25 protein-coding genes are annotated in these 25,049 nt (G+C 68.9%); 13 read left to right on the forward strand and 12 right to left on the reverse strand.

Going from position 1 to position 25,049, the window contains the following annotated elements:
- Positions 1-6: 6 nt before the first annotated feature.
- Positions 7-633, forward strand: coding sequence for a glutathione S-transferase family protein (locus EGT29_RS24070; protein ID WP_124691356.1), 627 nt, complete (start codon positions 7-9; stop codon positions 631-633).
- 10 nt (positions 634-643) lie between these two features.
- Here EGT29_RS24070 and EGT29_RS24075 read toward each other — a convergent pair whose 3' ends face one another.
- From EGT29_RS24075 to EGT29_RS24125, 11 genes are all read right to left on the reverse strand, one after another.
- Positions 644-1,411: an SDR family NAD(P)-dependent oxidoreductase gene (locus EGT29_RS24075; RefSeq protein ID WP_161567945.1), complete on the reverse strand. Its 768-nt coding sequence runs from the start codon at positions 1,409-1,411 to the stop codon at positions 644-646.
- Positions 1,412-1,422: 11 nt separating this feature from the next.
- Positions 1,423-2,994, reverse strand: coding sequence for a class I adenylate-forming enzyme family protein (locus tag EGT29_RS24080; RefSeq protein ID WP_161567946.1), 1,572 nt, complete (start codon positions 2,992-2,994; stop codon positions 1,423-1,425).
- Between the two features lie 7 nt (positions 2,995-3,001).
- Positions 3,002-3,475 carry a MaoC family dehydratase gene (locus EGT29_RS24085; protein ID WP_124691359.1) on the reverse strand — a complete coding sequence of 158 codons (474 nt, stop codon included), beginning with the start codon at positions 3,473-3,475 and terminating at the stop codon, positions 3,002-3,004.
- 24 nt (positions 3,476-3,499) lie between these two features.
- Positions 3,500-3,997: a MaoC family dehydratase gene (locus EGT29_RS24090; protein WP_124691360.1), complete on the reverse strand. Its 498-nt coding sequence runs from the start codon at positions 3,995-3,997 to the stop codon at positions 3,500-3,502.
- A 3-nt stretch (positions 3,998-4,000) separates the two neighbouring features.
- Entirely contained in the window at positions 4,001-5,431 is a 1,431-nt protein-coding gene (locus EGT29_RS24095) for an aldehyde dehydrogenase family protein (RefSeq protein ID WP_202865564.1), read from the reverse strand.
- Positions 5,428-6,411: a tripartite tricarboxylate transporter substrate binding protein gene (locus EGT29_RS24100; protein ID WP_161567947.1), complete on the reverse strand. Its 984-nt coding sequence runs from the start codon at positions 6,409-6,411 to the stop codon at positions 5,428-5,430. Before EGT29_RS24100 ends, EGT29_RS24095 begins: the two co-directional genes overlap by 4 nt.
- A 250-nt stretch (positions 6,412-6,661) precedes the next feature.
- Complete coding sequence (locus EGT29_RS24105; protein ID WP_161567948.1) at positions 6,662-7,333, reverse strand: RraA family protein; 672 nt, start codon at positions 7,331-7,333, stop codon at positions 6,662-6,664.
- Positions 7,334-7,360: 27 nt separating this feature from the next.
- On the reverse strand, positions 7,361-8,152 hold the full coding sequence (locus tag EGT29_RS24110) for an HpcH/HpaI aldolase/citrate lyase family protein (RefSeq protein WP_124691364.1): 792 nt from the start codon (positions 8,150-8,152) through the stop codon (positions 7,361-7,363).
- Positions 8,153-8,169: 17 nt separating this feature from the next.
- Positions 8,170-9,891 (reverse strand): thiamine pyrophosphate-binding protein, encoded by a 1,722-nt coding sequence (locus tag EGT29_RS24115; RefSeq protein WP_124691365.1) that lies wholly within the window; start codon positions 9,889-9,891, stop codon positions 8,170-8,172.
- Between the two features lie 14 nt (positions 9,892-9,905).
- A complete protein-coding gene (locus EGT29_RS24120) occupies positions 9,906-10,685 on the reverse strand; it encodes an SDR family oxidoreductase (protein WP_124691366.1) in 780 nt (259 codons plus the stop codon).
- A 2-nt stretch (positions 10,686-10,687) separates the two neighbouring features.
- The gene (locus EGT29_RS24125; RefSeq protein ID WP_124691367.1) at positions 10,688-11,653 is read right to left on the reverse strand and encodes a tripartite tricarboxylate transporter substrate binding protein; all 966 of its coding nucleotides are present in this window, start codon (positions 11,651-11,653) and stop codon (positions 10,688-10,690) included.
- A 109-nt stretch (positions 11,654-11,762) separates the two neighbouring features.
- On the opposite strand from EGT29_RS24125, the gene EGT29_RS24130 reads away from it, so the two are divergent.
- The 6 genes from EGT29_RS24130 to EGT29_RS24155 all read left to right on the forward strand — a co-directional run bounded on the left by EGT29_RS24130 (position 11,763) and on the right by EGT29_RS24155 (position 16,279).
- A complete protein-coding gene (locus tag EGT29_RS24130) occupies positions 11,763-12,728 on the forward strand; it encodes a LysR family transcriptional regulator (RefSeq protein WP_124691368.1) in 966 nt (321 codons plus the stop codon).
- 73 nt (positions 12,729-12,801) lie between these two features.
- On the forward strand, positions 12,802-13,347 hold the full coding sequence (locus EGT29_RS24135; protein ID WP_124691369.1) for an RNA polymerase sigma factor: 546 nt from the start codon (positions 12,802-12,804) through the stop codon (positions 13,345-13,347).
- The gene (locus tag EGT29_RS24140) at positions 13,344-13,934 is read left to right on the forward strand and encodes a hypothetical protein (RefSeq protein ID WP_124691370.1); all 591 of its coding nucleotides are present in this window, start codon (positions 13,344-13,346) and stop codon (positions 13,932-13,934) included. The genes EGT29_RS24135 and EGT29_RS24140 overlap by 4 nt, the downstream gene beginning before the upstream one ends.
- Before the next feature lie 35 nt (positions 13,935-13,969).
- Positions 13,970-15,193: a sulfite oxidase gene (locus tag EGT29_RS24145; protein ID WP_124691371.1), complete on the forward strand. Its 1,224-nt coding sequence runs from the start codon at positions 13,970-13,972 to the stop codon at positions 15,191-15,193.
- Between the two features lie 63 nt (positions 15,194-15,256).
- Positions 15,257-15,586 (forward strand): cytochrome c, encoded by a 330-nt coding sequence (locus EGT29_RS24150; protein ID WP_124691372.1) that lies wholly within the window; start codon positions 15,257-15,259, stop codon positions 15,584-15,586.
- A gap of 15 nt (positions 15,587-15,601) precedes the next feature.
- The gene (locus EGT29_RS24155) at positions 15,602-16,279 is read left to right on the forward strand and encodes a LysE family translocator (protein WP_124691373.1); all 678 of its coding nucleotides are present in this window, start codon (positions 15,602-15,604) and stop codon (positions 16,277-16,279) included.
- A 34-nt stretch (positions 16,280-16,313) separates the two neighbouring features.
- Here EGT29_RS24155 and EGT29_RS24160 read toward each other — a convergent pair whose 3' ends face one another.
- Complete coding sequence (locus EGT29_RS24160; RefSeq protein WP_124691374.1) at positions 16,314-17,201, reverse strand: LysR substrate-binding domain-containing protein; 888 nt, start codon at positions 17,199-17,201, stop codon at positions 16,314-16,316.
- Positions 17,202-17,333: 132 nt separating this feature from the next.
- Between EGT29_RS24160 and EGT29_RS24165 the strand changes: the two genes are divergently transcribed.
- From EGT29_RS24165 to EGT29_RS24190, 6 genes are all read left to right on the forward strand, one after another.
- Positions 17,334-18,332, forward strand: coding sequence for a tripartite tricarboxylate transporter substrate binding protein (locus EGT29_RS24165; RefSeq protein WP_161567949.1), 999 nt, complete (start codon positions 17,334-17,336; stop codon positions 18,330-18,332).
- 13 nt (positions 18,333-18,345) lie between these two features.
- Positions 18,346-19,566: a dipeptidase gene (locus EGT29_RS24170; protein WP_124691376.1), complete on the forward strand. Its 1,221-nt coding sequence runs from the start codon at positions 18,346-18,348 to the stop codon at positions 19,564-19,566.
- On the forward strand, positions 19,557-20,822 hold the full coding sequence (locus EGT29_RS24175; protein WP_124691377.1) for an FAD-binding oxidoreductase: 1,266 nt from the start codon (positions 19,557-19,559) through the stop codon (positions 20,820-20,822). The genes EGT29_RS24170 and EGT29_RS24175 overlap by 10 nt, the downstream gene beginning before the upstream one ends.
- 45 nt (positions 20,823-20,867) lie before the next feature.
- Positions 20,868-21,392: a sigma-70 family RNA polymerase sigma factor gene (locus EGT29_RS24180; RefSeq protein WP_124691378.1), complete on the forward strand. Its 525-nt coding sequence runs from the start codon at positions 20,868-20,870 to the stop codon at positions 21,390-21,392.
- Between the two features lie 53 nt (positions 21,393-21,445).
- Positions 21,446-22,405 (forward strand): FecR domain-containing protein, encoded by a 960-nt coding sequence (locus EGT29_RS24185; RefSeq protein ID WP_255465736.1) that lies wholly within the window; start codon positions 21,446-21,448, stop codon positions 22,403-22,405.
- Positions 22,406-22,547: 142 nt separating this feature from the next.
- A complete protein-coding gene (locus EGT29_RS24190; protein WP_124691380.1) occupies positions 22,548-25,043 on the forward strand; it encodes a TonB-dependent receptor in 2,496 nt (831 codons plus the stop codon).
- The last annotated feature ends 6 nt before the right edge of the window (positions 25,044-25,049 follow it).

Raw genomic sequence — 25,049 nt, forward strand, 5'->3', positions numbered from 1 at the left:
GCGCCCATGACCATCGAGCTCCATGCCTGGAACACGCCCAACGGCCGCAAGATCAGTGTGGCCCTGGAAGAAATGGAACTGCCCTACGAGGTGGTGCCCGTCGACATCCGCAACGGGCAGCAGTTCGAGGCGTCCTTCCTGCGCATCAGTCCCAACAACAAGATTCCCGCCATCGTCGACACCGACGGACCCGGCGGCCAGCCGATCAGCGTGTTCGAATCCGGAGCCATCCTGTTCTACCTCGCGCGCAAGACCGGCAAGTTCCTGCCGGCCGACCTGCGCGCGCAGACCGCGGTGATGGAATGGCTGATGTGGCAGATGGGCGGCTTCGGCCCCATCCCGGGGCAAGTCCATCATTTCCGCGCGGTGGCCGACGAGACCGACCGCCGCTACGGCCTGCAGCGGTTCAGCGTCGAGACGCACCGCCTGTATGGCGTGCTGGACACCCGCCTGGCCGCGACCGACTACGTGGCGGGCGAATTGTCCATCGCCGACTTCGCCATACTGGGCTGGGCCTGGCGGCACGAGCGCCATCAGGTCGACCTGGCGGCCTATCCCAACGTGGCGCGCTGGTATGCGGCACTGATGGGACGGCCCGCCGTGCAGCGCGGCTTTGCCAGGAAGCTGGACTGATCGCGCACGGCTACACCGCCAGGCGCCCTCCCGCGTCCAGCTGCACCAGCTCGCCGGTCAGCGCGGCCGGCCCGTGCACCAGCCACCAGACCGCCTCGGCGATTTCGTCCGGCGTCTGCACCGACTTGAGCGGGTTCTTGGCGATCAGCGCGGCGCGCACGGTTTCGTAGCGTTCGCGCCCCATCCCGTTGATCAGCCAGTCGCCCTCGATGAAGCCCGGCAGCAATGCATTGACGCGGACCTCGGGCGCCAGCACGCGCGCGAACGAGAAGGTCATGGCGTTGAGCGCGCTCTTGGACGCGGCGTAGGCCATGCTGGACCCCGTGCCGCGCAGTCCACCCACCGATGACATGTTGACCACCGAGGCATTGCCGGTCCGCCGCAGCAGATCGGCCATTGCCCGCGTGACGACATAGACCCCCGAGACGTTGATGGCGAACACGCGCTGGAAGTCGTCGAACGACAGGCCGTCCAGGTTCTTGTGGTCGTTGAAGGTGGTGACGGCCGCGTTGTTGACCAGCGCGTCCAGGCGCCCCCAGCGCTGCTCGATGTCGCGCGCCATCGCGCGGCAGGCCTCGTCGCTGGTCACGTCGGCCCGCGCCACCAGCACGTCGGCCGCGCCCAGCGCCCGGCACTCGGCCGCGACCGCCTCCGCCGCTCCCTCGTCGCGCGAGTAATTGACGACGACACGCCAGCCCTGCCTGGCGAAGAACTTGATCGTGGCCGACCCCGCGCCGTTGCGGCCGGTCGCGCCGGTCACCAGGCAGACTTGCTCCATGCTTTCCCCTTTCATGTCCAGTAAGGCTGGCGCAGTTCGCGCTTGAGCAGCTTGCCCAGCGCGGAACGCGGCAACTCGCTTCGATATTCCACGGCCGCCAGCCGCTGCGTGCGTCCGACCTGCCCGTTCACCCATGACCGTAGCGCCTCCGGATCCAGCGCGCTGCCCGGCTTGAGCACGACCAGCGCCAACGGCGTCTCGCCCCATTGCTCGCTGGGGATGCCGATGACCGCCACGTCGGCCACCTCGGGATGGGCCGCGGTCACCGACTCCAGGTCGGTCGCGTAGATGTTGAATCCGCCGGAGATGATCAGGTCCTTCTTGCGGTCCAGCAGAATCAGGAAACCTTCCTCGTCGAAGCGGCCGATGTCGCCGCTGCGATGAAAGGCGATACCCGATTCGTCGCGCCAGTAGAAGGCCTCGGTGGCTTGCGGCTGCTTGTAGTAGCCGGCCATCATGTACGGCGACCAGCCGACGATCTCGCCGACCTCGCCCTGCGCGAGCACCCGCCCGTCGTCGTCGACGATGCGCATGTCGTGGTCCGGCGCCGGGCGGCCGACCGTGCCGAGCTTGTCCGGGAATTCGTGGGCGTCGAGCACGCAGCTGCATCCGCCCTCGGTCATGCCGTAGATCTCGCGCAGTCCGCCCGGCCACTGCGCCAGGATCTGCGACTTGAGCCGGGCGTCGAGCGGCGCTCCGGTGCATTGCTTGAGCACGAAGGACGACAGGTCGGTATGCGCGAAATCGTCGTGCGCGAGCAGGCGCTGGTACTGCACGGGCACCAGCATGGTGTGGCTGACCCGATGCGCGGCGCACAGCCGCAGGTATGCGGCGGCATCGAACTTGCGCATCAACACCGTCAGCCCGCCGTTGGCCACGGTAGCCAGCATGGGCTGCAGCGTGGTGTTCGAATACAGCGGGGTGGACAGCAGCATGACACTGTCCGGCCCCAGCCCGAAGCTGCGGCGGTTGGCCTGCCGCGACCGCATGCCGTGGTGATGCAGGATGCCCTTGGGCTTGCCGGTGGTGCCCGAGCTGTAGATCAGGTTGAAGGCCTGGTCGGCCCGGAAATCGACAGCAGGCGGCTGGCCGCCCCCGGCCAGCCAGTCTGCCCAGTCCAGCCAGCCGGGCGCCTGGAAATCCAGGGCGACGAGGCGCCGGGGAAAGGCGGCCATCAACTCGGTCTCGACGTCCTTCAAGGTCTCGCGGGCGTCGGCATCGGCCACCAGCACCGTGGCGTCCGAATCGCCCAGCATGCCCATCAGGGTCGCCGCGGTCGCCGAGATGGCCAGCGGCACCACGCAGGCGCCGGCCCGCACCACGCCGAAGAAAGCCTGGATCGCGCGCAGGCCGGGCGACGCCAGCAGGGCGACCTTGCCATCGGGGCCGACGCCCATGGCGGCGCATGCGGCGGCGACGCGGTCCGCCTGCCGGGCCAGTCCCGCCCAGTCGAGCGTCTCGTGGCCGCACGCGAAGGCGGGCGCGCCGGGCCGCTCGCCCGCATGCCGGGCGATCAGGGAAGGAAAGTCGACGAAGGGCTGCTGCGCCTGCCGCGCCAGGATGTCGCGCACGTTCTGGGTCATCGCGGCGTCACTCGTCATAGACCAGCATCAGGAACTCGGCGACCAGCGCCGGGCGTTCCTTGCCTTCGATCTCTATCGTGCAGTCCGACACCACCCGCGTGGCGCCCTCCTGGCCCCCGCCCTGGCCGCGCTCGACCGCCTTGATGCGCTGGCGCAGGCGTATGCGGTCGCCGACCTGGACCGGATTGACGAAGCGGATCTTGTTGGTGCCGTAGTTCAGCCCGCGGCCCCGGTGCGTGATCGCATAGACCGAGCGGACCAGATAGGGAATGAGGGACAAGGTCATGAAGCCGTGCGCGATGGTCTTGCCATCCGGCATCTCGCGCCGCGCGCGTTCCACGTCCACGTGCAGCCAATGATCGTCGCCCGAGATCCGGGCGAAATCGTCGATGCGCGACTGATCGATGGCCAGCCATTCGCTGACCCCTATTTCCTTGCCTATCCACGCCTTCAAATCGGCGGGACGGTCGAGAACCACCATGACGACTCCCTTGTGAAAAAACCGTCAGGCCGGCGCGCGCGCCGGCACCCTGCCGAGCGACACCAGCGACATCACCGCATCGCCGTCCTGGTTGCGCACCGTGACGCGCGTGCGGATCATGCCCATGCCAGGACGCGACTTCGACCGCACGGTCTCGATCACCTCGCGCTCGACCACCAGCGTGTCGCCGGCCTTCACGGGCTTCGTCCAGCGCAACTCGTCCAGGCCCATGCCCACCATGGGCGTCTTGCCATAGCCACCGGCTTGCAGGAAGACGCGCATCGACAGCGCGGCGATCTGCCAGCCGCTGGCGATCAGCGTGCCGAAAGGGCCGGCCCGCGCCGCCTCCGGGTCCAGGTGCATGGGCTGGGGATCGTTGGCGCGGGCGAACGCGATGATCTCCTCCTCGGTGATCACCGTGGGCTCGCTGGTCCAGCGCTCGCCCACCTGGAAATCCTCGAAACAGCGGGCCTCCCCGCCGTTCGCGGCGGACGGGGAAGCAGGCGTTGCAACAGTCGTCATGTATCAGTTTCCGTAGCCGAGTATGGCCTTCACCTCGAGATATTCCTCGAATCCGAAGACCCCGAATTCGCGTCCGTTGCCGGACTGCTTGTAGCCGCCGAAGGGCAGGCTGCGATCGAACGGCGCGCCGTTCAGATAGACGCGACCGGCGCGTATCGCATTGGCCACGCGCCGCGCCCGCTCCAGGTCCGGCGATTGCACGAACCCCGCCAGCCCGAACGGCGTGTCGTTGGCGATGGCGATGGCCTCGTCCTCGGTGTCGTAGCCCATGATGGACAGCACCGGGCCGAAGATCTCCTCGCGCGCGATCCGCATGTCGGGCGTGACGTCGCCGAATACCGTCGGCAGCACGTAGTAGCCGCGCTCGAGCCCCGGCGGGCGGCCGGTGCCGCCGGCGACCAGCGTGGCGCCCTCCTCGATGCCCGACCGGATCAATTGCTGGACCTTGTCGAACTGCGCCTGGCTGACCAGCGGGCCCATCGTGCAAGCCGGGTCCATCGGGTCGCCCAGGCGTATCGCCTCCACCGCCTCGCGCGCGGCCGCGAACGCCTCGCCCTGTCGGTCGCGCGGAATCAGCATGCGTGTGGGCGACTGGCAATTCTGGCCGGCGTTCGTGTTGCACGCGTGCACGCCCGCGATCACCGCGGCCCGGATGTCGGCGTCGGGCAGGATGATGTTGGCGGACTTGCCGCCCAGCTCCTGCGCCACGCGCTTGACGGTATCGGCCGCCAGCTTGGCCACCTTCACGCCCGCGCCCGTGGAGCCGGTGAACGACACCATGTCGACCTCGGGATGGCTGGCGATCGCCTCGCCCACGGTCGGCCCGTCGCCGTTGACCAGGTTGAAGACTCCGGGCGGCAATCCGGCCTCGTGCACGATCCGGGCGAACAGCAGCGAGCTGAGCGGCGCGATCTCGCTGGGCTTGAGGACGACGGTGCAGCCGGTCGCCAGCGCCGGCGCCACCTTGGACGCCACCTGGTTGAGCGGCCAGTTCCAGGGCGTGATCAGCCCGCAGACGCCGATGGGCTCGCGCCGCACGATGCCGCTGCCCATGCGTTCCTCGAACGGGTAGTCGGCCAGCACGCGCAACGCCTCCTCGAAGTGGAACAGCGCGACGGTGGCCTGGCGCTCGGTGGAGAACGTGATGGGCGCGCCCATCTCCAGCGTCATCGCGCGCGCCAGTTCCGGCAGCCGCGCGCGGAAACCGGCGACGATCTTCTCCAGCCAGCCCAGGCGCGCCTGCACGCTGGTCGCGGCATAGGCCGGGAACGCCCGCCGCGCGGCGCGCACGGCCCGGTCCACATCCCCGGGCGCGCCCAGGCTGACCCGCGCGAAGCTTTCCTCGGTGGCCGGATTGATGACCTCCAGGCTATTCGGCTCCAGCGGGTCCACCCAGGCGCCGTCGATATAGAACTTCAACGCATCCATGGTCATTCGATCGAGATCCGTGCCGACTTGACGACTTCCTGCCACTTCGTCGCCTCGTTCCTCATCAGTTCGCGCAATTGCTCGGGCGTGCCCGACAGCGGCACCATGCCCAGCGAGTTCAGCTTGGCCTTGCCTTCCGGCGACGCCGTGTACTTGTTGATCTCGGCATTCAGCGACGACACGATGGACTTCGGCAGGCCGGCGGGCCCCACCATGGCGCTCCATACCGTGGCTTCCAGCTTGACGCCCTGTTCGTTGGCCGTCGGCACATCGGGCAGGCCCGGGAACCGGGTCTTGGACATCACCGCCAGCGCCCTGAGCTTGTTGGCCTGGATATTGGGGATCAGCGACGTCACCGGCGCCACGACCGCCGAAACCGAGCCGCTCATCGCATCCACCATCGCCGGCGAATCGCCCTTGTACGGAACCGGCTGAAGCTTCGCCCCGGTCTGGATGCTGAGGTACTCGGTGGCGAGGTGGCCGATGGTGCCGTTGCCGGGATTGGAGACCGTCACCGCGTTGGCGGACGACTTGCTCAAGGCCACGAACTCGGCCAGCGTGTTCGCTTTCACCGACGGGTTGACCGCGATCACGACCGGGATTTCCCCGACCAGCGCGATCGGCGTCAGGTCCTTCTCGGCGTCGAACGGCATGGGGTGGTAGAGCGACTTGTTGTTGGCCAGCGGGCCGGACGTGCCGATGCCCAGCGTGTAGCCGTCCGGCGCGGACTTCGCCACCGCGTCGACGCCGATGTTGCCACCGGCGCCCGAGCGGTTCTCGGCCACGAACTGCTGGCCGTAGTGCGCGCTCAGGCTTTGTGCCACCTGCCGCCCCACCAGGTCGGAACTGCCGCCGGCGGCGAAGGGCATGATCACGCGGACGGGTTTGCTGGGCCAGGGTCCGTCCGCCTGCGCGGCGGCCCCCTGCAGGGCAAGTATCAGCGCGGCCAGGGTGGCGCATGCGCGGGGGGATGGGTACGGCTTCATCGTTGTCTCCATGTGCTGTGTTCAGCGTGTCGAGAAGCCCGCGGAAAGCGGGCTCCGCTTTTTTCGATGAATGCAGGCGCTGCGTGTCCGACCTGTCGGACGCGCAGCGCTGGAGACGGGAAAGGCTTTGCCGGTGTCGCCGGGCGCGGCAGGCATGCATGCCGTCTCCGCGAAAGAGGATGCACCCCGGCGTCCCGCGCCATCAAGGCGAGTTTTGGAAGTTTTCGATGAGTGAAAAGTTTGAGCGGGCTCAGTTTTCCAGCGGCCCGTGCAAGGCCGTGTACTCCGCGGTCGCTTCCTTGAAAGCGCGGGAAAACGATAGTCCTTCCCGGACCAGCCGGCCCGCGATCCGGTCCCGGCCGGCGATCCAGTCGGCCATGGCCGCGACCCGGTCGAGCCGGTGCGCCGGCACGCAGGCGATCCCGCTGGCGTCGCCGACGAGCACGTCCATGGGCGCCACGGCAACGCCGTCGATGGCGATGGGGCCGTTGACCCGTTCGATGCGGACCCGGGTGCGGCCGGTCACGGCCACGCCGTGGCGGACGTGGATGGGAATGCCGGCTTCCCCCAGTTCGTCCACGTCGCGCATGCCGCCGTCGACCACCCAGGCGGCCACGCCGCGCCGCGCGCTGGCCAGCGCGGCGATGCCGCCGGCCACCGAGACGCGCGCGCCGCCCGCGTCGATCGCGATCACCTGCCCCGCGCCGGCGTGATCGGCATACCGCGCGATGTCGAAATCGCCCGGGTCATAGGTTCCGAGCGGCCCCGTCGAAGCCTGTACGGTGAAGGCCGGGCCCGCGAACGAAGCGCCGCGACGGATGGCGGGCAGCCCGGTAATGGTGCCGGCCACGCCCAGCATGTCCAGCACCGCGCACACGGTGCTGGCGCCGGCGGACCGGAGGCGCTGATGGATGTCCTGCATGGCGTTCTTCTCCTCGTCCATGGTCGTTCAGCCCTGAAGTTCCAGCGACGCGCGCACCTTGGCGGCCTGTGCGCGGGCGGCGCCCAGCAGATAGCCGAGGTCGCTGCCCACCACGAAGAAGCGGGCCTGCTCCTGCGTGACGTAGCGCCGGATGAACTCCGGCTCGTAGCACCCGCCCACGCCCAGCACCTTGCCATGGGCGGCGCAGGCGCGCGACACGCGCGCGATGGCCTGGGCGACGGCCGGCGCGCCCACTTCGCCCGGAATGCCCATCTCGGCGGACAGATCCTGGGTACCCACGTGCAGGATGTCTATGCCGGGCACGGCGGCGATTTCCTCGCATCGCTCGATGGCCTGGGGCGTCTCCAGCATGACGGCGATCAGCGTCTCGCGGTTCACGAAATCCATCAGCTCGCGAGGATCGTGGCTGGCGAATTCCACATGGGGCAGGCCATAGGCCATGGAGCGGTGGCCGGCCGGCGCATAGCGGCAGATGTCGACGATGTGCCGCGCCTCGTCGGCGTTCTCCACGTGGGGAAAGACCAGGCCCTGCGCGCCGCTGTCCAGCGCATGGATGGCGTGGACGCGCTCCAGGTTGGGCGTGCGCACGATGGGCGCGATGCCCGAGCCCAGGGCGGCCTGGCAGATCTGGCTCACGACGTCCGCCGGCACGGGGGTGTGTTCCGTATCGATGAACAGGAAATCGTAGCCCGCCGTCTTCATGATGCGCGCGATGTCCACGGTGCGGGCCTGGCGGACCGCGACACCCAGCACGGTCTGCGAGGCGGCGAGTTTCTTGACGAGAGGATTGGGAATCATGGTGACGCTCTTGGAATCTAGGGTTGGGAAGAATGCTGCCGCGCCGCGCCCAGCGCGCGGTCGCGGACGGCGGACAGCCGGCTCTGGGCGCTGAGGTGCTCGATGTCCGTGGGCAGCTCGATCAGGCTCGGCACGCCGGCTTCCAGCGCGCGCCGCAGCGCCGGCGCGAAGTCCTCGTGGCGCGGGACCCGCTCGGCGGCCAGGCCGAACGAACGGGCCAGCGCCACGAAGTCCGGATTGCCGATGTCGGTCGCGTAGACCCGCCCGGGAAAGCGGCGCTCCTGGTGGGCGCGGATCGTGCCGTACGAACCGTTCGCCACGACCACGATGACGATGGCGGCGTTGTACCGGACGGCCGTCTCCAGTTCCTGGACGTTCATCAGGAAGCAGCCATCGCCCGCCAGGCACACCACCTGACGCCCCGGTTCGTGGATCTTGGCGGCGATGGCCGCGGGCAGGCCGTAGCCCATGGCGCCGTTCAGCGGCGCGAGCTGGCCGCGGAAGTGCTTGTACCGATAGTGCCGATGCAGCCACGTCGTATAGTTGCCGGCACCGTTGGTCACGATGGCATCCGGCGCGAGTTCCTGATCCAGCGCCGCCACCACCTGGGCCATGTCCACCGTGCCGCCTTCGCGCGTGGGCGCGAGGAAACGCTGATAGTCGGAACGGGCCCCCCGGGTCCAGTCCTGCCAGGGCGGAGCATCCGGAAACGAGGCTTCGCGAGCCGCCAGCGCCGCGCGCAAGAAGGACTCCGGCGTCGCGGGCACGAGCACGTCGGCCTGGTAGACGCGGCCCAGCTCATCGACGTCGGCATGCACGTGGATCATCCGCTGCTTCGGCCGAGGCACGTCGACCAGCCGATAGCCGCCGGTCAGGGCTTCCGACAGCCGGCCCCCCAGCACCAGCAGCAGATCGCTGTCGCGCACGCGGGCCGCCAGCGACGGGTTGGTGGACAGCCCCAGGTCCCCGGCATAGCTGTCGTGGCGGTTGTCCAGATAGTCCTGGCAGCGGAACTCGGCCACCACGGGCAGTTGCAAGGCGCGCGCGAAATCGGCCAGCGCCCGCGAGGCCGGCGCGCTCCACCCGCCGCCGCCGACGACCAGCAGGGGCTTGCGGCTGCGCGCCAGTTCGCCGTACACGTCGGCGATGGCGGCCGCCGTCGGTTCGATGTCGAACCGCGACCACGTCCGCGTCGCGGCGACGGGACCGGAAACACGCGCTTCCAGCACGTCTTCCGGCAGCGCCACCACGACCGGCCCGGGCCGGCCGCCGGCCGCGACCTGGAAAGCGCGGGCGACGATCTCGGGCAGCCGGGCCGGGTCGTCCACCTGGGCCACCCATTTCGCCATGCTGCCGAACATGGCGCGGTAATCGACCTCCTGGAAGGCGCCGCGCCCCATGTGCCCGCGCGCGACCTGTCCGACGAACAGCACCAGCGGCGTCTCGTCCTCGTGCGCCGTATGCACGGCGATGCTGGCATGCGTCGCGCCGGGCCCGCGCGTGACGAAGCACACGCCCGGCTTGCCGGTCAGCTTGCCGTAGGCCTCGGCCATGTTGGCGGCCCCCGCCTCGTGGCGGCACACGATCAGGCGCAGCCGCTCGCGCTGCTCGAACAGCGCATCCAGGGCATCCAGATAGCTTTCGCCCGGCACGCAGAAAGCCAGGTCCACCTGCTGCTCGATCAGGCAGCGCACCAGCAGCTCGCCGCCGCTCGGCGATGCCGTCGCGGATTCGTTCATCGCATCCTTCTCCATCAGATATGGGTCCCACCGTCGATGACGTGCTTGCGCCCCGTCACATAGCCTGCCTGCGCGCCGCACAGGAACGCGCAGAAGGCGCCGAGCTCCTGCGGACGGCCCGGCCGCCGCACGGGAATCGACGCCACGCGGCGCGCGCGCAATTCGTCGGCGCCGATGCCCAGGTTGGCGGCCTCGGCCGCCAGGTTCTCGCGCAGCCGCTGCGTCTCGATGCTGTGCGGCAGCAGATGGTTCACCGTCACGCCGTGAGGCGCGACCTCGCGCGCGAGCAGGTCGCAGAAGGCGATCAGCGCCGCGCGCGGCGACACCGACAACGCGAACCCGGAGCGCGGGCTCAGCACCGCGGCGGACGAGATGTTGACGATGCGGCCAAAGCCCCGCGCGCGCATCTCGCCCACGCAGGCGCCGATCAGGGCCACCGGACCATGGAACAGGCCGTTCATGGCCGCTTCCCACAACTCGCCTTCGATGCCGGTCGCGTCGTGCCGCACGGGCGGTCCGCCGCCATTGGCGACGAGGATGTCCGGAACGCCGGTGCGGCGCGGCAGCTCGCCGCACGCCCGCGGATCCGACAGGTCGGCGACGACGGTCTTCACCACCGCCCGCGCGCCGGCCACGCCGGCGATGTGCCGCGCCGCGGCCTCCAGCCGGGCCTGGTCGCGCCCCACGATGGTGACCTCCACGCCCTCGCCGGCCAGCGCCTCGGCGCAGGCCAGTCCGAGGCCGCTGCTGGCCGCGCACACGACGGCGCGGCGTCCTTGAAGACCGAGATCCATGCCTATTCCACCTTCAGGTTGGCATCCCGGACGATCTGCAGGTACTTGGCCTGCTCCCGCTCCACGAACGCGCGGGTCTCGTCCGGCGACGCCGGGACCGGCACCGCGCCCACGTCCAGCAGCCGCTTGCGCACCGGCTCGGAGGCCAGGATGCGGGCCGACTCGGCGGCCAGGCGCTTGACGACGGGACGCGGCGTGCCCTTGAGCACCGCGATCGTGTTCCACACGCCCACGTCGTAGTCGGCGTATCCGGATTCCGCGATGGTCGGCAGGTCCGGCAGCGCGGGCAGGCGCTGGGGCGTCGACACCGCCAGGGCGCGCAGCTTCCCGGACTGGATGTACGGCAGGGTGGTCGTCACGGGATCGATCATGAAATCGAGCTGCCCGGCGATCAGGTCGGTGATCGACTGCGAACTGCCCCGATAGGGCACGTGCACCGCCCGGAACCCGGCCCGCGCGGCGAATATCTCGACCGCCAGATGCGGCGCCGAACCGATGCCCGACGAGCCGTAGGACAGCTTGCCCGGATTCCTCTTCGCGTGGTCCACGAGTTCGGCCACCGTGCGTATCGGCGACTTCGCGTTCACGACCAGCAACTGCGGCACGGTGGTCAGCATGGTCACGTAGTCCACGTCGCCCGGGGCATAGCGCAGGTTCGGCAGCAGCGCGGGGTTGATGGCCTGGGTGCCTATCGTCGCCAGCATCAGGGTGTAGCCGTCCGGCGCCGCCTGCTTGACCGCATCCATCGCCACCGCGCCGGCCGCGCCCGTCTTGTTCTCCACCACCACCGTCTGCCCCAGCCCCTTGGCCAGCTCGCTGGCATAGATCCGCGCCACCAGGTCGGTAACGCCGCCGGCCGAGAACGGAACGATCAGGCGCAAGGCCCGGTCCGGGTAGTCCTGGGCCTGCGCGGGATGGTGGATCACGGCCCATGCGCCAAGCATGACGAGTACCCGGATGAAAGCCATGGCATGTCTCCTGTGCTTTGTGTTGTGGCTCCACTCTACTGGGCTGCACTCCAGTCATGCATACAAGTTCGTATACTTATTATTCATAATCGAATAAGGAGCGCCGGCCGTGAAATTCGGAGAACTCCAGAATGCCGACTTCACCTCGCTGCACTTCTTCGTGCTGGCCGCGCAGGCGGGATCGCTGTCGCGCGGCGCCCTGGGCGCCGGCGTCAGCCAGCCGACGTTCAGCCGCCACGTCCTGAAGCTGGAACGCGAGATGCACGCCCGCCTGTTCGAACGGGTGGGCCGGGGCGTGACGCTGACGGTGGCGGGGCGGCGCCTTTACGAGGCCGTGCTGCCGGGCTTCGAGCAGCTCCTGAACGGCCGCCGGCTTGCCATGGCGGAAGTCGACGACGCCGGCCTGCGCCAGGTCACCATGGGCCTGCCGCCGTCGATCGCCAACATCCTGGGCCCCCGGCTGCTGGATACCGTGCGGACCACGCTGCCGACGCTGCGCATGCATGTCGTCGAGGGCTTCCATCGCGCCCTGGTCGATTCCCTGCACCGGGGGCATCTCGATTTCGCGCTGCTCTACACGATGATCCCGATCGCGGGCCTGCATGCCGACCCGTTGATGGACGAGGAACTGTGCCTGGTCATGACGCCCGCGCGCGCCCGCAACAAGAAATCCGTCAGCTTCTCTCAGCTGGGGGACTTTCCCCTGTCCCTGCCCAGCCGCCCCCACGGCCTGCGCGAACTGCTGGAAGACCAGGCGGCCGTGCACCGGGTGCGCCTGGACGTGCGCCACGAGTTCGATACCTCGCTGACGCTGACCAAGCAGATGCCGATGACGGACCTCGCCTGCACCGTGCTGCCGTTCTCCGGTGTGCACGACGAGGTCGAGAGCGGCCGGCTCGCGGCGCTGCCCATCCGCAAGCCCGACCTGTCCCGCCGGCTGGTCATCGCCTATGCGAACAACCGGTCGATGACGCCCGGGCTGTGGCAGTTCCTGCGGATGCTGCGGACGCAGTGCGAGACGCTGGTGGCCAATGGCACCTGGAAAGGGGCCCGCATGGTGGTGCCCGGGTCGTGACGGCCAATACAGGGAATACCCTTGGTTCCACATCGGATGGAATGAAACCCCGCCCAACGCGCTCTTCTACAACATGATCTCTTCCGCCGAGTCGCGCTACAACCAATGGGTGCGCGAACACTACCGCTTCCTGCTGCGCAGCGCCTGGGCCCTGACCGGCTCCCGGGCGATCGCCGAGGACGTGGTACAGGACTGCTTCACCAGCGCCTGGCGCTTTCGCGACCAGCTGCGCGATCCCGCCATGGCACGCGCCTGGCTGTTCCAGATCATGCGGCGCCATGCGTACCGCAATCTCGATCCGGCCCAGACGGCCGCCCAGGGGGACGGCCAGGTCGAGGAAGAGGCCGATCCCCGCGCCCATGCGCTGGACGAACAACTGGACGTGGTCAAGGCCCTGTCCCGCATCGCCCCCATCCACCGCGAAGTCCTGGTGCTCTATTACTTCGACGACATGCCCACCGCCCTGATGGCCGAAGCGCTGGACATCGCGCCCGGCACCGTGCTGTCGCGCCTGGCGCGCGCCCGCGATGCCCTGAAGGCCGCCCTCCAAGCTCCCCCGCGCCGTGCCGCGCCGGAAACGGCGGCCAGTGTCATCCCGCTGCGGAAACAGACCCCATGAATCGCGACGACAGTCCCCAAGATACGGAATTCGACCTGCGCGCCCGCGCCGAACTGGCCCTGGCGTTCGAACCGGGCGATCCGCCGGCGCACCTGCTGCGCCATACCCCCTGGCACGCGCGGCGCGGCCTGCGCGGCATGCTGGCCACCCTGCTGGTCGGCTGCTCGGCGGCGGGTGCCGTCTTCGCCATGCGCCCGCCCGAACTGGTGCGCTCGGCCATCGAGCACGAATACTACGAGCGCACGCTGCGCGGCAGCTTCATTTCCGCCACCGACATGGCGCGCCACCTGGACCTGCCGCCGCAGCAGGCGCTGCCCGGCTACATCCAGCTGATGCGCCCCTGCGACATCGACCGCGAACGCGCCTACCACCTGACCACCTTCTTCGAGAAGGGCGGCATCGTCACCGTGCTGTCCTTCGAGCAGTTCCAGCGCATCCCCGACGGCGAGGGCTGGTGGGCCAACACCTACTGGAAGGTCGTGCGCTCGCACGAAGGCCGTCCGCTGATACTCATCGCCCAGAAGAAGCAGGCCCTGTCCGTGGCCTCGCGCGCGCTGGGGCAGCCCGAAGCCGCCCCCGCTTCCTGATTTCCCGTTCTCGTCCACAACAACAAGGAGAGACCATGCACGACACCCCCCCCACCTCCCTGCCCCGCCGCCGCCTGCTCGCGGGCGGCGCCACCGTGGCCGCGACCGCCGGACTGGCGGGCCTGCACGGCCAGGCGCTGGCCCAGGCCGCCGCCGCGCCCGCCGCGGCCAAACCCCTGCCCGGCTACGCCGGCTGGAAGAACGCCGACGCCGTCGTCGTGCACAGCGGCACCACCATCGAGACCAAGCGCAGCGCCTTCGGCACCAGCGTGGTCACGCCCACCAACCAGCTCTACGTACGCAACAACCTGCCCACGCCCGCCGACACCATCGTGGCCGATCGCGACGCCTGGCAATTGCAGGTTTCGGGCGTCAAGCAACCCCGGACGGTCAGCTTGCGCGAACTCAAGACCATGGGACTGGAAACCGTGACCATGGTGCTGCAATGCTCGGGCAACGGCCGCGGCTTCTTCCCCAGCAAGCCCAGCGGCACCCCGTGGACCGTCGGCGCCGCCGGCTGCGTGACCTGGAGCGGCGTGCCCGTGCGCGACGTCGTCCAGGCCCTGGGCGGCCTGATGGACGGCGTGCCCTACATGACCGGCACCGGCGGCGAAGTGCTGCCCGCCGGCATCGACCCCAAGACCGTCATCGTCGAACGCTCGGTGCCCGTCGCCGCCATGCAGGATGCGATCCTGGCCTGGGAACTGAACGGCGAGCCCATCCCCCTGGCCCACGGCGGCCCGCTGCGCCTGATCGTGCCGGGCTACACCGGCGTCAACAACATCAAGTACGTCAAGCAGCTCGCCTTCACCCCCAAGGAAAGCGACGCGCGCATCATGTCGCACGGCTACCGCATGACGCCCCCCGGCGGCAAGGGCGACCCCAGCCAGCCGTCGGTGCAGGAAATGAGCGTCAAGTCCTGGATCAACAGCCCCGTCCCCGAGGACGGCACCCAGGCGGCCGGCACCGTGCAGATCCACGGCGTGGCCTTCGGCGGCCTGAATGGCATCAAGGGCGTGGAAGTCTCGCTGGACGGCGGCAAGACCTGGCGCGCGGCGCGCCTGGTGGGCCCCGACATGGGCAAATACGCCTGGCGCCAGTTCGTGCTGCAGGCCACCCTGCCCAAGGGCAAGCACGTGCTGGCCAGCCGCGCCACCGACGACCGGGGCAACGTCCAGCCCGAGACGCGCGGTGAAAACCAGAGCGGCTACAACAACACCAGCTGGGCCGACCACGCCGTCACCATCACCGTCGCCTAGGCAACGGTACGCCCCGGGGGGCTTCCCCCGGGCACGTCTCCCTTCAAGCCAACCACTCCCGAAATGAAGAACGTCCTCACCTTCTGTACGCTGGCCTTCTCGGCCCTGGCCGCCACCGCGGCGCATGCCGCCGACGACGCCGCCCAAATGGCGCGCGGCAAGAAGCTGTTCACCACCGCCACCCCGGCCTGCGCCGTGTGCCACACGCTCAAGGACGCCGGCGCCGAAGGCGCCATCGGCCCCGTGCTCGACGAACTGCAACCCGACGCCCCCCGCGTCGCCCGCGCGCTGCGCGACGGCATCGGCAGCATGCCGTCGTTCAAGGCCACGATGAGCGATGCGGACATCGAAGCCCTGGCGCTGTATGTGAGCAAGGCCAGCCGGGGCAAGTAAACTCCGGGGGATGCCTTGTTCCCCCATCCCCGCATCCCCAGGCCGCCGATGACCGCCGCGCACTGGGGACTGTACCTGTCCATCGTCCTGGCCAGCACCCTGAGCCCGGGCCCCGCCGTCCTGCTTGCCATGTCCAACGGCGCGGCCTGGGGCTGCCGCGCCTCGGTCTTCTCCACACTGGGCAACGTTGCCGGCCTGGTCACGCTGGCCGTGGCCGCCCTGATCGGCATAGGCGGGGTGCTGGCCGCTTCCGGCGTCGCCTACGCGGTCCTGCAATTGGCCGGCGCGGCCTACCTCGTCTACCTGGGCGTGAAAAAGTGGCGTGCGGCCGACATGCGGCCCGAGGCAGCCAGGCTTGGCGACATGCCGCCGCCGGCCAGCCTGTTCACCCAGGGCCTGCTCGTCGCGCTGTCCAATCCCAAGGCCATCCTCTTTTTCCTGGCGCTGCTGCCGCAGTTCATCCAGGGCGACCGGGCCCTGCTGCCTCAGTTCGCCGCACTGACTTCGGTCCTGTCGATTTTCTCGTTCGCGGCGCTGATGGGTTATTCGATGCTGGCGCGGGCGGGGCGGAGGCTGGCGCCGGGGAGCGGGCTGCTGGCGGTGGCGAACCGGACGGTCGCGGGCATCTTCGTGGTGCTGGGGGTGTCGATGATGGGCAGGATCGTGCTTGCTGCCTCGGGCGTCTCTGCCTGACCGGGCCAGTCCGTGTACCGGTTGGCGCGACACCCTAGTCGTAGTCCTCCAGGAACTCGGTAACCCGGCGCACGAACGCCTGCGTGACCAGCGACCGGGGTTTTCCCGCCGGAAACAGCATCGCGAAATCATTGAAGAACGCCGGCTCGAACCGGCGCGCGACCAGGCCGCGGCCCGAGAAATCGTGGGCGGTGACGGGATCGACGATGCTGTAGCCCACGCCTTCGGCCACGAACGCACACATCGACGCGAACAGCGGCGTCTCGACCTTGATCGACAAGGTGGCGCCGTTTTCGGCGAACAGCTCCTGCAGGCGCTGCGTGCGGATGTGGTCGCGCGGCGCGGTCACGATGGGCAACCCGCTCAGGTCGGCCGGGCGAATGACCTCGTTGCCCGCCAGCGGATGCTGCGCGGGCAGGACACAGACGCAGCGCAGGCGCAGCTTTTCCGCGTCGACCCAGCCTGGGTCATACGCCGTCTCCGAAAACCCGATGTCGAACTGCTGGGTGGTGACCAGGGTCACGACCGTGGGTGAGCTGCGTGCCTGCAAGGTGACGTTGACGCCCGGATAGTCCCGCAGGAAGTGGGCGGCGACGCGCGGCAGGAACTCGAGCGCGAGCATCGGCAGCGCCGCGATCCGCAGACTGCCCGCCTTCGCGTCGCGGATGTCGGCAGCCAGTTGCTCGATGCTGCCCAGCCCCTGAAGCGCGGCCACCACCGCGCCGTGGAGATACTTGGCCTCGTCGGTAGGCTGCAAACGGCTCTTTTCGCGTACGAACAGGCCAAAGCCGAGATCGGACTCCAGCCCCGCGATCAGGGCGCTGATGGCGGGCTGCGACAGGCCGAGCCGGACGGCGGCCCCCGTCACGGTTCCCGCGACCATCACTGCGTGGAAAGCTTCGAGCTGACGCACTTTGAACATGGCGGGACAGGGTATAGGTGATTTTTATGGATTCAGAGAAAAACAGGATTGGATCAAGGATTTCGGCATCGGTATGCTGGGGACCGTAGCGCATCCATAGAAATGATAGTGCTCAAAATCGGGGGAAAGATCATGAAACATGCAACAGCGTGGGGCTTGAAGTTCTCTCTGGAGGCGTCGATTGCCGCCCTGGTCGGCGGACTGGCCTTCGCCCCCGGCGCGCGCGCTGCGGACGACTATCCCAACCGGCCGATCCGCATGCTGGTCGGATTCTCCGCGGGCGGTGCCACCGACCTGTCGGCGCGCATGATCGCGCTGCAGTTGTCCGAGCGGCTCGGACAATCGGTCGTCGTGGAGAACCGTCCCGGCGCGGGCGGCAGCATCGCGGCCAGCGCCGTGGCGAAAGCACCCGCCGACGGCTACACCCTGCTGTACACCTCGGCAGCTCACGCCATCAACGCCGCGCTCTACAAGTCGCTGCCTTTCGATCCCGTAACCGATTTCCAGCCCATCACCACGGTGACCACCACCCTCAATGCGCTGATCGCCCACCCATCCCTGCCCGTGCGCGGCGCCGCCGGGTTCATCGCCTACGCGAAGGCGAACCCTGGCGGCGTCAGCATGGCCTCGACCGGCATCGGCTCGTCCAGCCACATGGCGCAGGTCCTGTTCACCAGCATGGCCGGCATCAAGGTCAATCACGTACCCTACAAAGGCACGGGCGAAGCCATACGCGACATCGTTTCCGGAGAGATCAAGGCTAGCGTCGACGCCGTCACCGCCTACCTGCCCTACCTGAGGAACGGCAGCCTCAAGGTGGTCTGCCTGGGCGACGTCCGGCGCAGCACGCTGCTGCCCGATGCCCCCACCTGCGACGAAACGGGCCTGCCGGGCTACGCGGTCAGGAGCTGGCAGGGCGTGCTCACGACGGCCAACGTCCCCCGCAACATCGTGGACCGGCTCAATCGCGAGATCAACGCGATCCTGAAGTCGCCCGAGACGATCCGGCAGATGCAGGCGGCGGGCGCCCGCCCGCTGGGAGGCACGCCGGAAGAGTACGCGGCGATCATCAAGCAGGACATCGCAAAGCTCAAAGAGCTGGTCTCGCTGGCCGGCATCCAGCCGCAATGACACGGGGGCAACCATGAACAAGCCGACTCCCACGGCGGGGCAAGCCGAAGAGACCGCCCGCCGCATCCACGCCGAGCACATCGTCATCGATTCGCTCGCGCCCAGCTTCGTCGACGAATGGGCGCTGACGCCCGCCATGATCGAGATCGGCAAGGCCTTGCAGGCCCAGGGCGGCTCGCGCCCCGCCATCAAGAAGGCCATGGCCGAACATCTCATCGCCCAGTGCGCGCACGATCCTGAAACGCGCGAAGCCTATCTGTCGTACTGGCGGCGCTCGGGTGTCACGGCGTGCAACCACACCCTGTACGCATCCGGTCCGCCCGACACCGCGCTGGACGCGACGATCGCCAGCGCGCGGCGCGCCGAAACACTCATGGCGTCGCTGGGCGGGCAGGTGACGCTGGCCACCGATGCCGCGCAAATCGAAGCCGCGCACCGCGATGGCCGGCACGCGGTCATGTACAACCTGCAGAACGCCGAGCCCGTCGGGGCCGACCTCGACCGGGTGGAGATCCTGCACGAACTCGGCGTGCGCAGCATGCAGCTCACGTACAACCTGCGTACCCGCTTCGGCGACGGCTGCCTGGAGACGAACGACGGCGGCCTGAGCCGCTTCGGCGCCGCGCTGGTCGAGAGGATGAATGCGCGGCGCATGATGGTCGACCTCTCGCACGCCAGCGCGAACACCGCGCGCGATGCGGTTGCCGCGTCCAAGGCACCGGTCGTGGCCACCCATACCGCCGCCCGCGCGCTCAGCGGCCATCCGCGCGGCCTGCCCGACGATGTCCTGAAGGGCATTGCCAACGGCGGAGGCTACGCCGGCGTGGTGATCCTGCCGGCCTTCATCCTGCCCGCCGAGGGCGACGGCCGTGCCGAAAAATACGGCAAGCCGCGAAACTGGGCCACGCTCGACACCGTCGTCGACCATCTCCAGCACCTGGTGAACGTGATGGGCGAAGACCACGTCGGCCTCGGCACCGACTGGGGCAAGCCCTACTACAACGCGCTGGCGTGGACACCATCGATGATCCGGCCCGAAAGCGGCAGTTTCAACTGGGTGGGCTGGCGCCCGCAGGACCGCTTCGACCCGAACGCGCAGACCCTGGACATGGAAACCTGGGACAAGTGGCCCAACCTGACCGCGGCCATGCTGCGTCGGGGCATGGCCGAATCCACCGTCGCCAAGATCGTCGGCGCGAACTACTTGCGGGTATTCCGCGAGATATGCGGATAGCGGCTGCTGCCCCATCACCCGGCCCGGGACAACGCATCGCGGTGATAGGCGCCGGCATCGTCGGCGCTTGTACCGCCCACGCATTGCGCCGCCGTGGCGCCGACGTCGTGCTGATCGACCGTGACGAACCGGGCCGCGGCTGCAGCTTCGGCAACCTGGGCGCGATCAGCATGAGTTCCGTCGCCCCGCTGGCCATGCCCGGCGTCCTGGCCTCGCTGCCAGGCATGCTGCGCGATCCCGAAAGTCCCCTCTTCCTGCCCCTGGCCTACCTGCCTCGCGCGCTACCCTGGCTGCTCAGGTTCCTGGCCTCGGCCCGCGCCGCGAAGGTCGCGGAAGCGTCGCGCACGCTGGCACGCCTGCACGCCGGCGCCATCACGGCGCACCAGGCCCTCGCCCGCGAAGTCGGCGTCCCGGAACTCATCCTGCAGCGCGGCCAATTGCACCTTTACCCCGACAGCCGCGCCCAAGCCAAGGATGAAGCCGCGTGGCGGCTGCGTGCCTCGCACGGCCTGCCCTTCACCCTTCTCGACCGCCCAGGCATCCTCGAACTGGAACCCCATGTAGGCGGGCGCTACACCGTCGGCGTGTTCCTGCCCGAGGACGGAACCATCCTCAATCCGCTGCGCTATGTCCAGGCCATCGTACGGGCATTCGCCGCGCGCGGCGGCGAGGTCCGGCGCGACGAGGTGCGGGCGCTCAAGCGCGACGGCGAAGGGTGGGAGTTGGTTTCCGGGAGCGGCAGCGAACGCTTTTCCCGGGTCGTCGTGGCCGCCGGCGCGTGGTCGACACGCCTGCTGGGTCCGCTCGGCATACGACTGCCCCTGGAAAGCCAGCGCGGCTACCACGCACAGTTCTCGGGCTGCGCCGGGCTGGTCTCGCGCTCGGTGGTGCTGGCCGACCGGAAGATATTCCTTGCCCCCATGGAGGACGGACTGCGGGTAGGCGGCACGGTCGAGATCGCGGGCCTCGACCGCGCCCCGGACATGCGCCGCGCGCACCTGCTCGAACGCATCGTGCGCGAAACCTTCGACGGGCTGGCTGCCGCAACGACTACGCATTGGATGGGCCATCGTCCCTGCATGCCCAACTCCCTGCCCGTCATCGGCCCAGCCGCCGAGCCCGGCCTCTGGCTGGCCGTGGGACACGGCCATCTCGGCATGACCGACTCGGTCAATACCGCACAGAGGCTCGCCGATGGCATGCTGGGACCTCTGGCCTCGACGTCCCCATTGCCACAACCTGATCAACGTATATAATGAGAATCGTTCTCATCAATTTCCTCCGCAACCGCGCGGGCCCACATGTCCTCCGGCGACACCACCCTCAAATTCCACGCCCTGTACAGCGACCACCACGGCTGGCTGCAGGGCTGGCTGCGCCGGCGCGTGGGCCACGCGGGGGATGCGGCCGATCTGGCGCATGACACCTTCCTGCGCATTCTGCTGACGGGGAGGACACCGGAAGCCGAGCAGTCGCGCGCCCACCTGACACAGGTCGCCAAAGGCCTGGTGATCGACCTTCACCGCCGCCGCCTGGTGGAGGCCGCCTACCTGGACGCCCTGTCGCACCTGCCCCAGGCGCAGACGCCGTCGGCTGAGCAGCGGGCGCTGACCATCGAGGACCTGTTGCTGGTGGACCGCGTGCTGGGTGCCCTGCCGGCCAAGGTGCGCCAAGCGTTCCTGCTGTCGCAACTCGATGGACTGACCTATTCCCAGATCGCCCAAACCCTGGGCATTTCATTCGCCACGGTGCGCAAATACATGCTGCGGACGGCCCAATCGCTGCACGCGGCCATGCTGGCCTCGGAAGGGGTGAACGGGCGGTGAGTGCCGCGCATGCTTCACCGGCCCCGGAGTCTTCCGGCGTCTCCGAATCCGCGGTGCAGCGGGCGCTGGAATGGCAGGTGACATTCTGGTCGGGCGAAATCACGCCGCGCGAACGCGCCGCCTTCGACCGTTGGCTGGCGCAGGACCCTGGACATGCGCGGGCCTGGAACCAGGTGCAACGCACCGGCCAGCGCGTCCGGTCGCTGACCGGACCAGTGGAAGGCGAGGCGCTGCGCGCGGCGGATGCGGCTCGCCGAACCGGCACCCGCCGCACCCTGCTGCGAGCCATGGGATTGTTCACGGCGGCCGGCGTGGCCGTTTACACGGCTCGAAACGCACCGCCGGTCCAATCGATGCTGGCCGAACATCGCACGCGCCGCGGCGAGCGCCAGAACTTGCTGCTGCCCGACGGCACGCGCCTGGTGCTCGACACCGACACTGCGATCGACCTGCGATTCACCGCGCAAGCGCGCGACGTGCTCCTGCGCGCGGGCGAGGTCTTCATCGCGACCGCGCCGGACCCGCGCGGCGCCCAGGGACTGCCCCCTCGTCCGTTCTCCGTGCATACGCGGCATGGCGCCGTACAAGCGATCGGCACGCGGTTCGCGGTGCGGCTGTCCGACGGGAAATCGATGGTGTCGGTGGACGAAGGCGCGGTGCGGGTCCAGCCGCGTCTGGCCTCCGCTGGTCCGGTACGGCTTGAAGCGGGGCAGCGTACCTGGTTCTCCGAGGCGGCGGTGGAACCGCCGACGGCCTCCATTCCCGGAGATCCCGCCTGGACACGTGGTCTGCTGGTTGCCGAACGCATGCGGCTGCGGGACTTCCTGGCCGAGCTGGGCCGCTATCGCAACGGCGTGCTGCGCTGTGATCCGGCCGTGCAGGACCTGGTCGTCTCCGGCGTGTACCCGCTCGACGATACCGATCTGGCCCTGTCAACCCTGGCCCATGCGCTGCCGGTGCGTATCGACAGCGTGACGCGATACTGGGTAACCGTACGCGCGCGGGCGGGCTAGAGACCGTGCCGGCACACGCGCCTTCCGGGCCGGGCCGGATTTTTCTTTCAGTTGCCGTAGCACTTTTTCCTTTTCGTCCGGGATATCAGGAAAGGCCCTCGCGCAAATACGAGGCGCCGCGCAACCCACGGAAAGGAAGACCATGCCTTCGCGCACCCGCAGCCGATCCAATACTTCGTCCCCATTCCCGCGTACGCCGCTGACACGCGCCGCGCTGATGCTCTGCCTGGCGGCGGGCAGCCTGGCGCACCCCCTCGCCACCCGGGCTCAGGCCGCGGCGCGAGGCGATACGGTACTGCGGCACGAGATTCCCGCGGGCACGCTGGACCAGACACTCAATCGCTTCGCCGCCACGGCCGGCATCACGCTGTCGATCGACGGCGCGCTTACGGCCGGCAAGACCAGCCGGGGCCTGTCGGGCAATTTCGGCGTGCGTGACGGCCTGGCGCACCTGCTGGCCGGCTCGGGGCTGGAGGCGGTGGCCACGGCCGGTGGTGGCTATGTCCTGCGCGCCGCCCCTCTCCAACCGTCGACCAGCGATACGACGCTGCCGACCATCACCGTGACGGCCCGCAGCGAGTCCGAGGCCGAGCTTCCCCCGCCCTACGCCGGTGGACAGGTCGCGCGCGGCAGCCGACTGGGCCTGTTGGGCAACCAGGACGTGATGGATACGCCCTTCAACGTGGCTAGCTATACCAGCGAGCTGATGCAGAACCAGCAATCGGCCACGCTGGCCGATGTACTGGACAACGACCCTGCCGTGCGCATGAGTTCACGCGGACGCAATACCAGCGTCGGCGGCGGCGACAACTTCTTCCTGCGCGGCTTTGGGCTGGGCAACCGCGATATTTCGCTCAACGGCCTGTATGGCGTACTGCCCTATGGCACGCTGTCGCTGGAAACGATAGAGCGGGTGGAGGTGCTCAAGGGTCCGAGCGCACTGTTGACGGGCATGGCCCCCAGTGGCGGCGTGGGCGGGGCCATCAACGTGGTGCCCAAGCGGGCGACCGATGCCCCCATCACGCGGCTGACGGCCAGCTATGCCTCCGATTCGCTCTGGGGAACGCATGTGGACCTGGGCCGGCGCTTCGGCGAACAGAACCAGTTCGGCGTGCGAGCCAATGGGGTCTATCGCAGCGGAGACACCGCGACGTCGGGACAATCGGTCAAGCTGGGAGCGGCATCGGTGGGCCTGGACTACCGGGGCGAGCGGCTTCGTGCCTCGCTGGATCTCGGGTACCAGTCCGACGACGCGCGCGCCGCGTCCGTGGGCTATCGCCTGGCTCCCGCGCTCACGGCCGTGCCCGCCGCACCGAAGACCGGGGCGCGCTTCGCCCAGGACTGGGAACGCCGCAAGTATGTGGACGACTACCAGGTCGCGCAGGCGGAGTTCGACGTGTCGTCCGCGCTGATGGTCTACGGCGCCGTGGGCGCGCGCGACCACCGGCACAGCAACTACCGCACCGAGTCGCGCATCCTCAACCCGGCGGGTGATCTCGCCACGTCGCCCGTCAATTATCCGGAAACGTCAAAATCCAAATCGTTCCTGGCGGGCGCCCGGATGAAGTTCGAGGCGCTGAACGCGCTACATGAACTCAATGTGGCGGCATCCTCCCTGGACACCACGGCCGGCTATGGCTTTGCGCAGTGGGCGGGCGTCGCTTCCAACCTGTACGCGCCCGCCACGATCCCGGACCCGCTGCGTACGGGCGCGCCGTTCGCAGGCTTTCTCGACACCCGCAAGGCCTCCGAGACGCAATTGTCGTCGGTGGGCATCTCCGACAGCATTTCCTGGAACGACGACACGGTGCGTCTCGTTCTGGGCGTGCGCCGGCAGAAGATCACCGTGGACAACTATGCGGCCACCGCACCGGTCAATCCGCGCACGTCGGGTTACGAACGCACGGTCAATTCGCCCGCTGTCGGTCTGGTCGTCAAACCCTGGAACAACGTCTCGCTGTACGCCAACTACATAGAAGGACTGAGTCCCGGCACCACGGCACCGGCCGATGCCGAGAACAGCGGGGAGATCTTTCCCCCCGTGAAGACCCGGCAGAAGGAACTGGGCGCCAAAATGGATTTCGGACGCGTGATCGGTACGGTGTCCCTGTTCGAACTCAGGCAGCCCAACGCGATCACCGTGCCCGGCAGCACGCCGCTGGCCTATCGCTACGTGATGGATGGCGAGCAGCGCAACCGCGGCGTGGAATTCAGCGCCTTCGGCGAACTGGCGCGCGGCGTGCGGCTGCTGGGAGGCATGACATACCTGCAGGCCAAGCAGATGCGCACGCAGGGCGGCACCAACGACGGCAAGGACGCCATCGTGGCGCCGCGCTGGATCGCCAACGTCGGCCTGGAGTGGGACGCCCCCTTCCTGCCCGGCCTGACGCTGACCACGCGCGTGCTGGCCACTGGCAAGCAATACGTCAATGCCGCGAACACCTTGCGGCTGCCCGGCTGGACCCGCTGGGACGCCGGCGCGCGCTACCGGACAAGGGCGCTTGGGTACCCCGTCACCCTGCGCGCGAACGTGCTGAACCTGACCAACAGCAGCTATTGGGAAGGCAGCGCGGGCTCCGGCGGCATCGTACTGTCGGCGCCGCGCACGGTCTACCTCTCGGCCACGATCGACTTCTGAGCCCGA

The organism is Pigmentiphaga sp. H8, assembly GCF_003854895.1.
Lineage (GTDB): Bacteria > Pseudomonadota > Gammaproteobacteria > Burkholderiales > Burkholderiaceae_B > Pigmentiphaga.

Coding starts and splice junctions, on each gene's coding strand:
- EGT29_RS24150 (WP_124691372.1), top strand. CDS start 15,257: ATGAAGAACGTCCTCACCTTCTGTACGCTGGCCTTCTCGGCCCTGGCC.
- EGT29_RS24070 (WP_124691356.1), top strand. CDS start 7: ATGACCATCGAGCTCCATGCCTGGAACACGCCCAACGGCCGCAAGATC.
- EGT29_RS24075 (WP_161567945.1), bottom strand. CDS start 1,411: ATGGAGCAAGTCTGCCTGGTGACCGGCGCGACCGGCCGCAACGGCGCG.
- EGT29_RS24095 (WP_202865564.1), bottom strand. CDS start 5,431: ATGACCATGGATGCGTTGAAGTTCTATATCGACGGCGCCTGGGTGGAC.
- EGT29_RS24190 (WP_124691380.1), top strand. CDS start 22,548: ATGCCTTCGCGCACCCGCAGCCGATCCAATACTTCGTCCCCATTCCCG.
- EGT29_RS24180 (WP_124691378.1), top strand. CDS start 20,868: ATGTCCTCCGGCGACACCACCCTCAAATTCCACGCCCTGTACAGCGAC.
- EGT29_RS24165 (WP_161567949.1), top strand. CDS start 17,334: ATGAAACATGCAACAGCGTGGGGCTTGAAGTTCTCTCTGGAGGCGTCG.
- EGT29_RS24140 (WP_124691370.1), top strand. CDS start 13,344: ATGAATCGCGACGACAGTCCCCAAGATACGGAATTCGACCTGCGCGCC.
- EGT29_RS24135 (WP_124691369.1), top strand. CDS start 12,802: ATGATCTCTTCCGCCGAGTCGCGCTACAACCAATGGGTGCGCGAACAC.
- EGT29_RS24080 (WP_161567946.1), bottom strand. CDS start 2,994: ATGACCCAGAACGTGCGCGACATCCTGGCGCGGCAGGCGCAGCAGCCC.
- EGT29_RS24105 (WP_161567948.1), bottom strand. CDS start 7,333: ATGCAGGACATCCATCAGCGCCTCCGGTCCGCCGGCGCCAGCACCGTG.
- EGT29_RS24110 (WP_124691364.1), bottom strand. CDS start 8,152: ATGATTCCCAATCCTCTCGTCAAGAAACTCGCCGCCTCGCAGACCGTG.
- EGT29_RS24160 (WP_124691374.1), bottom strand. CDS start 17,201: ATGTTCAAAGTGCGTCAGCTCGAAGCTTTCCACGCAGTGATGGTCGCG.
- EGT29_RS24120 (WP_124691366.1), bottom strand. CDS start 10,685: ATGGATCTCGGTCTTCAAGGACGCCGCGCCGTCGTGTGCGCGGCCAGC.
- EGT29_RS24170 (WP_124691376.1), top strand. CDS start 18,346: ATGAACAAGCCGACTCCCACGGCGGGGCAAGCCGAAGAGACCGCCCGC.
- EGT29_RS24145 (WP_124691371.1), top strand. CDS start 13,970: ATGCACGACACCCCCCCCACCTCCCTGCCCCGCCGCCGCCTGCTCGCG.
- EGT29_RS24175 (WP_124691377.1), top strand. CDS start 19,557: ATGCGGATAGCGGCTGCTGCCCCATCACCCGGCCCGGGACAACGCATC.
- EGT29_RS24100 (WP_161567947.1), bottom strand. CDS start 6,411: ATGAAGCCGTACCCATCCCCCCGCGCATGCGCCACCCTGGCCGCGCTG.
- EGT29_RS24085 (WP_124691359.1), bottom strand. CDS start 3,475: ATGGTGGTTCTCGACCGTCCCGCCGATTTGAAGGCGTGGATAGGCAAG.
- EGT29_RS24115 (WP_124691365.1), bottom strand. CDS start 9,891: ATGAACGAATCCGCGACGGCATCGCCGAGCGGCGGCGAGCTGCTGGTG.
- EGT29_RS24090 (WP_124691360.1), bottom strand. CDS start 3,997: ATGACGACTGTTGCAACGCCTGCTTCCCCGTCCGCCGCGAACGGCGGG.
- EGT29_RS24125 (WP_124691367.1), bottom strand. CDS start 11,653: ATGGCTTTCATCCGGGTACTCGTCATGCTTGGCGCATGGGCCGTGATC.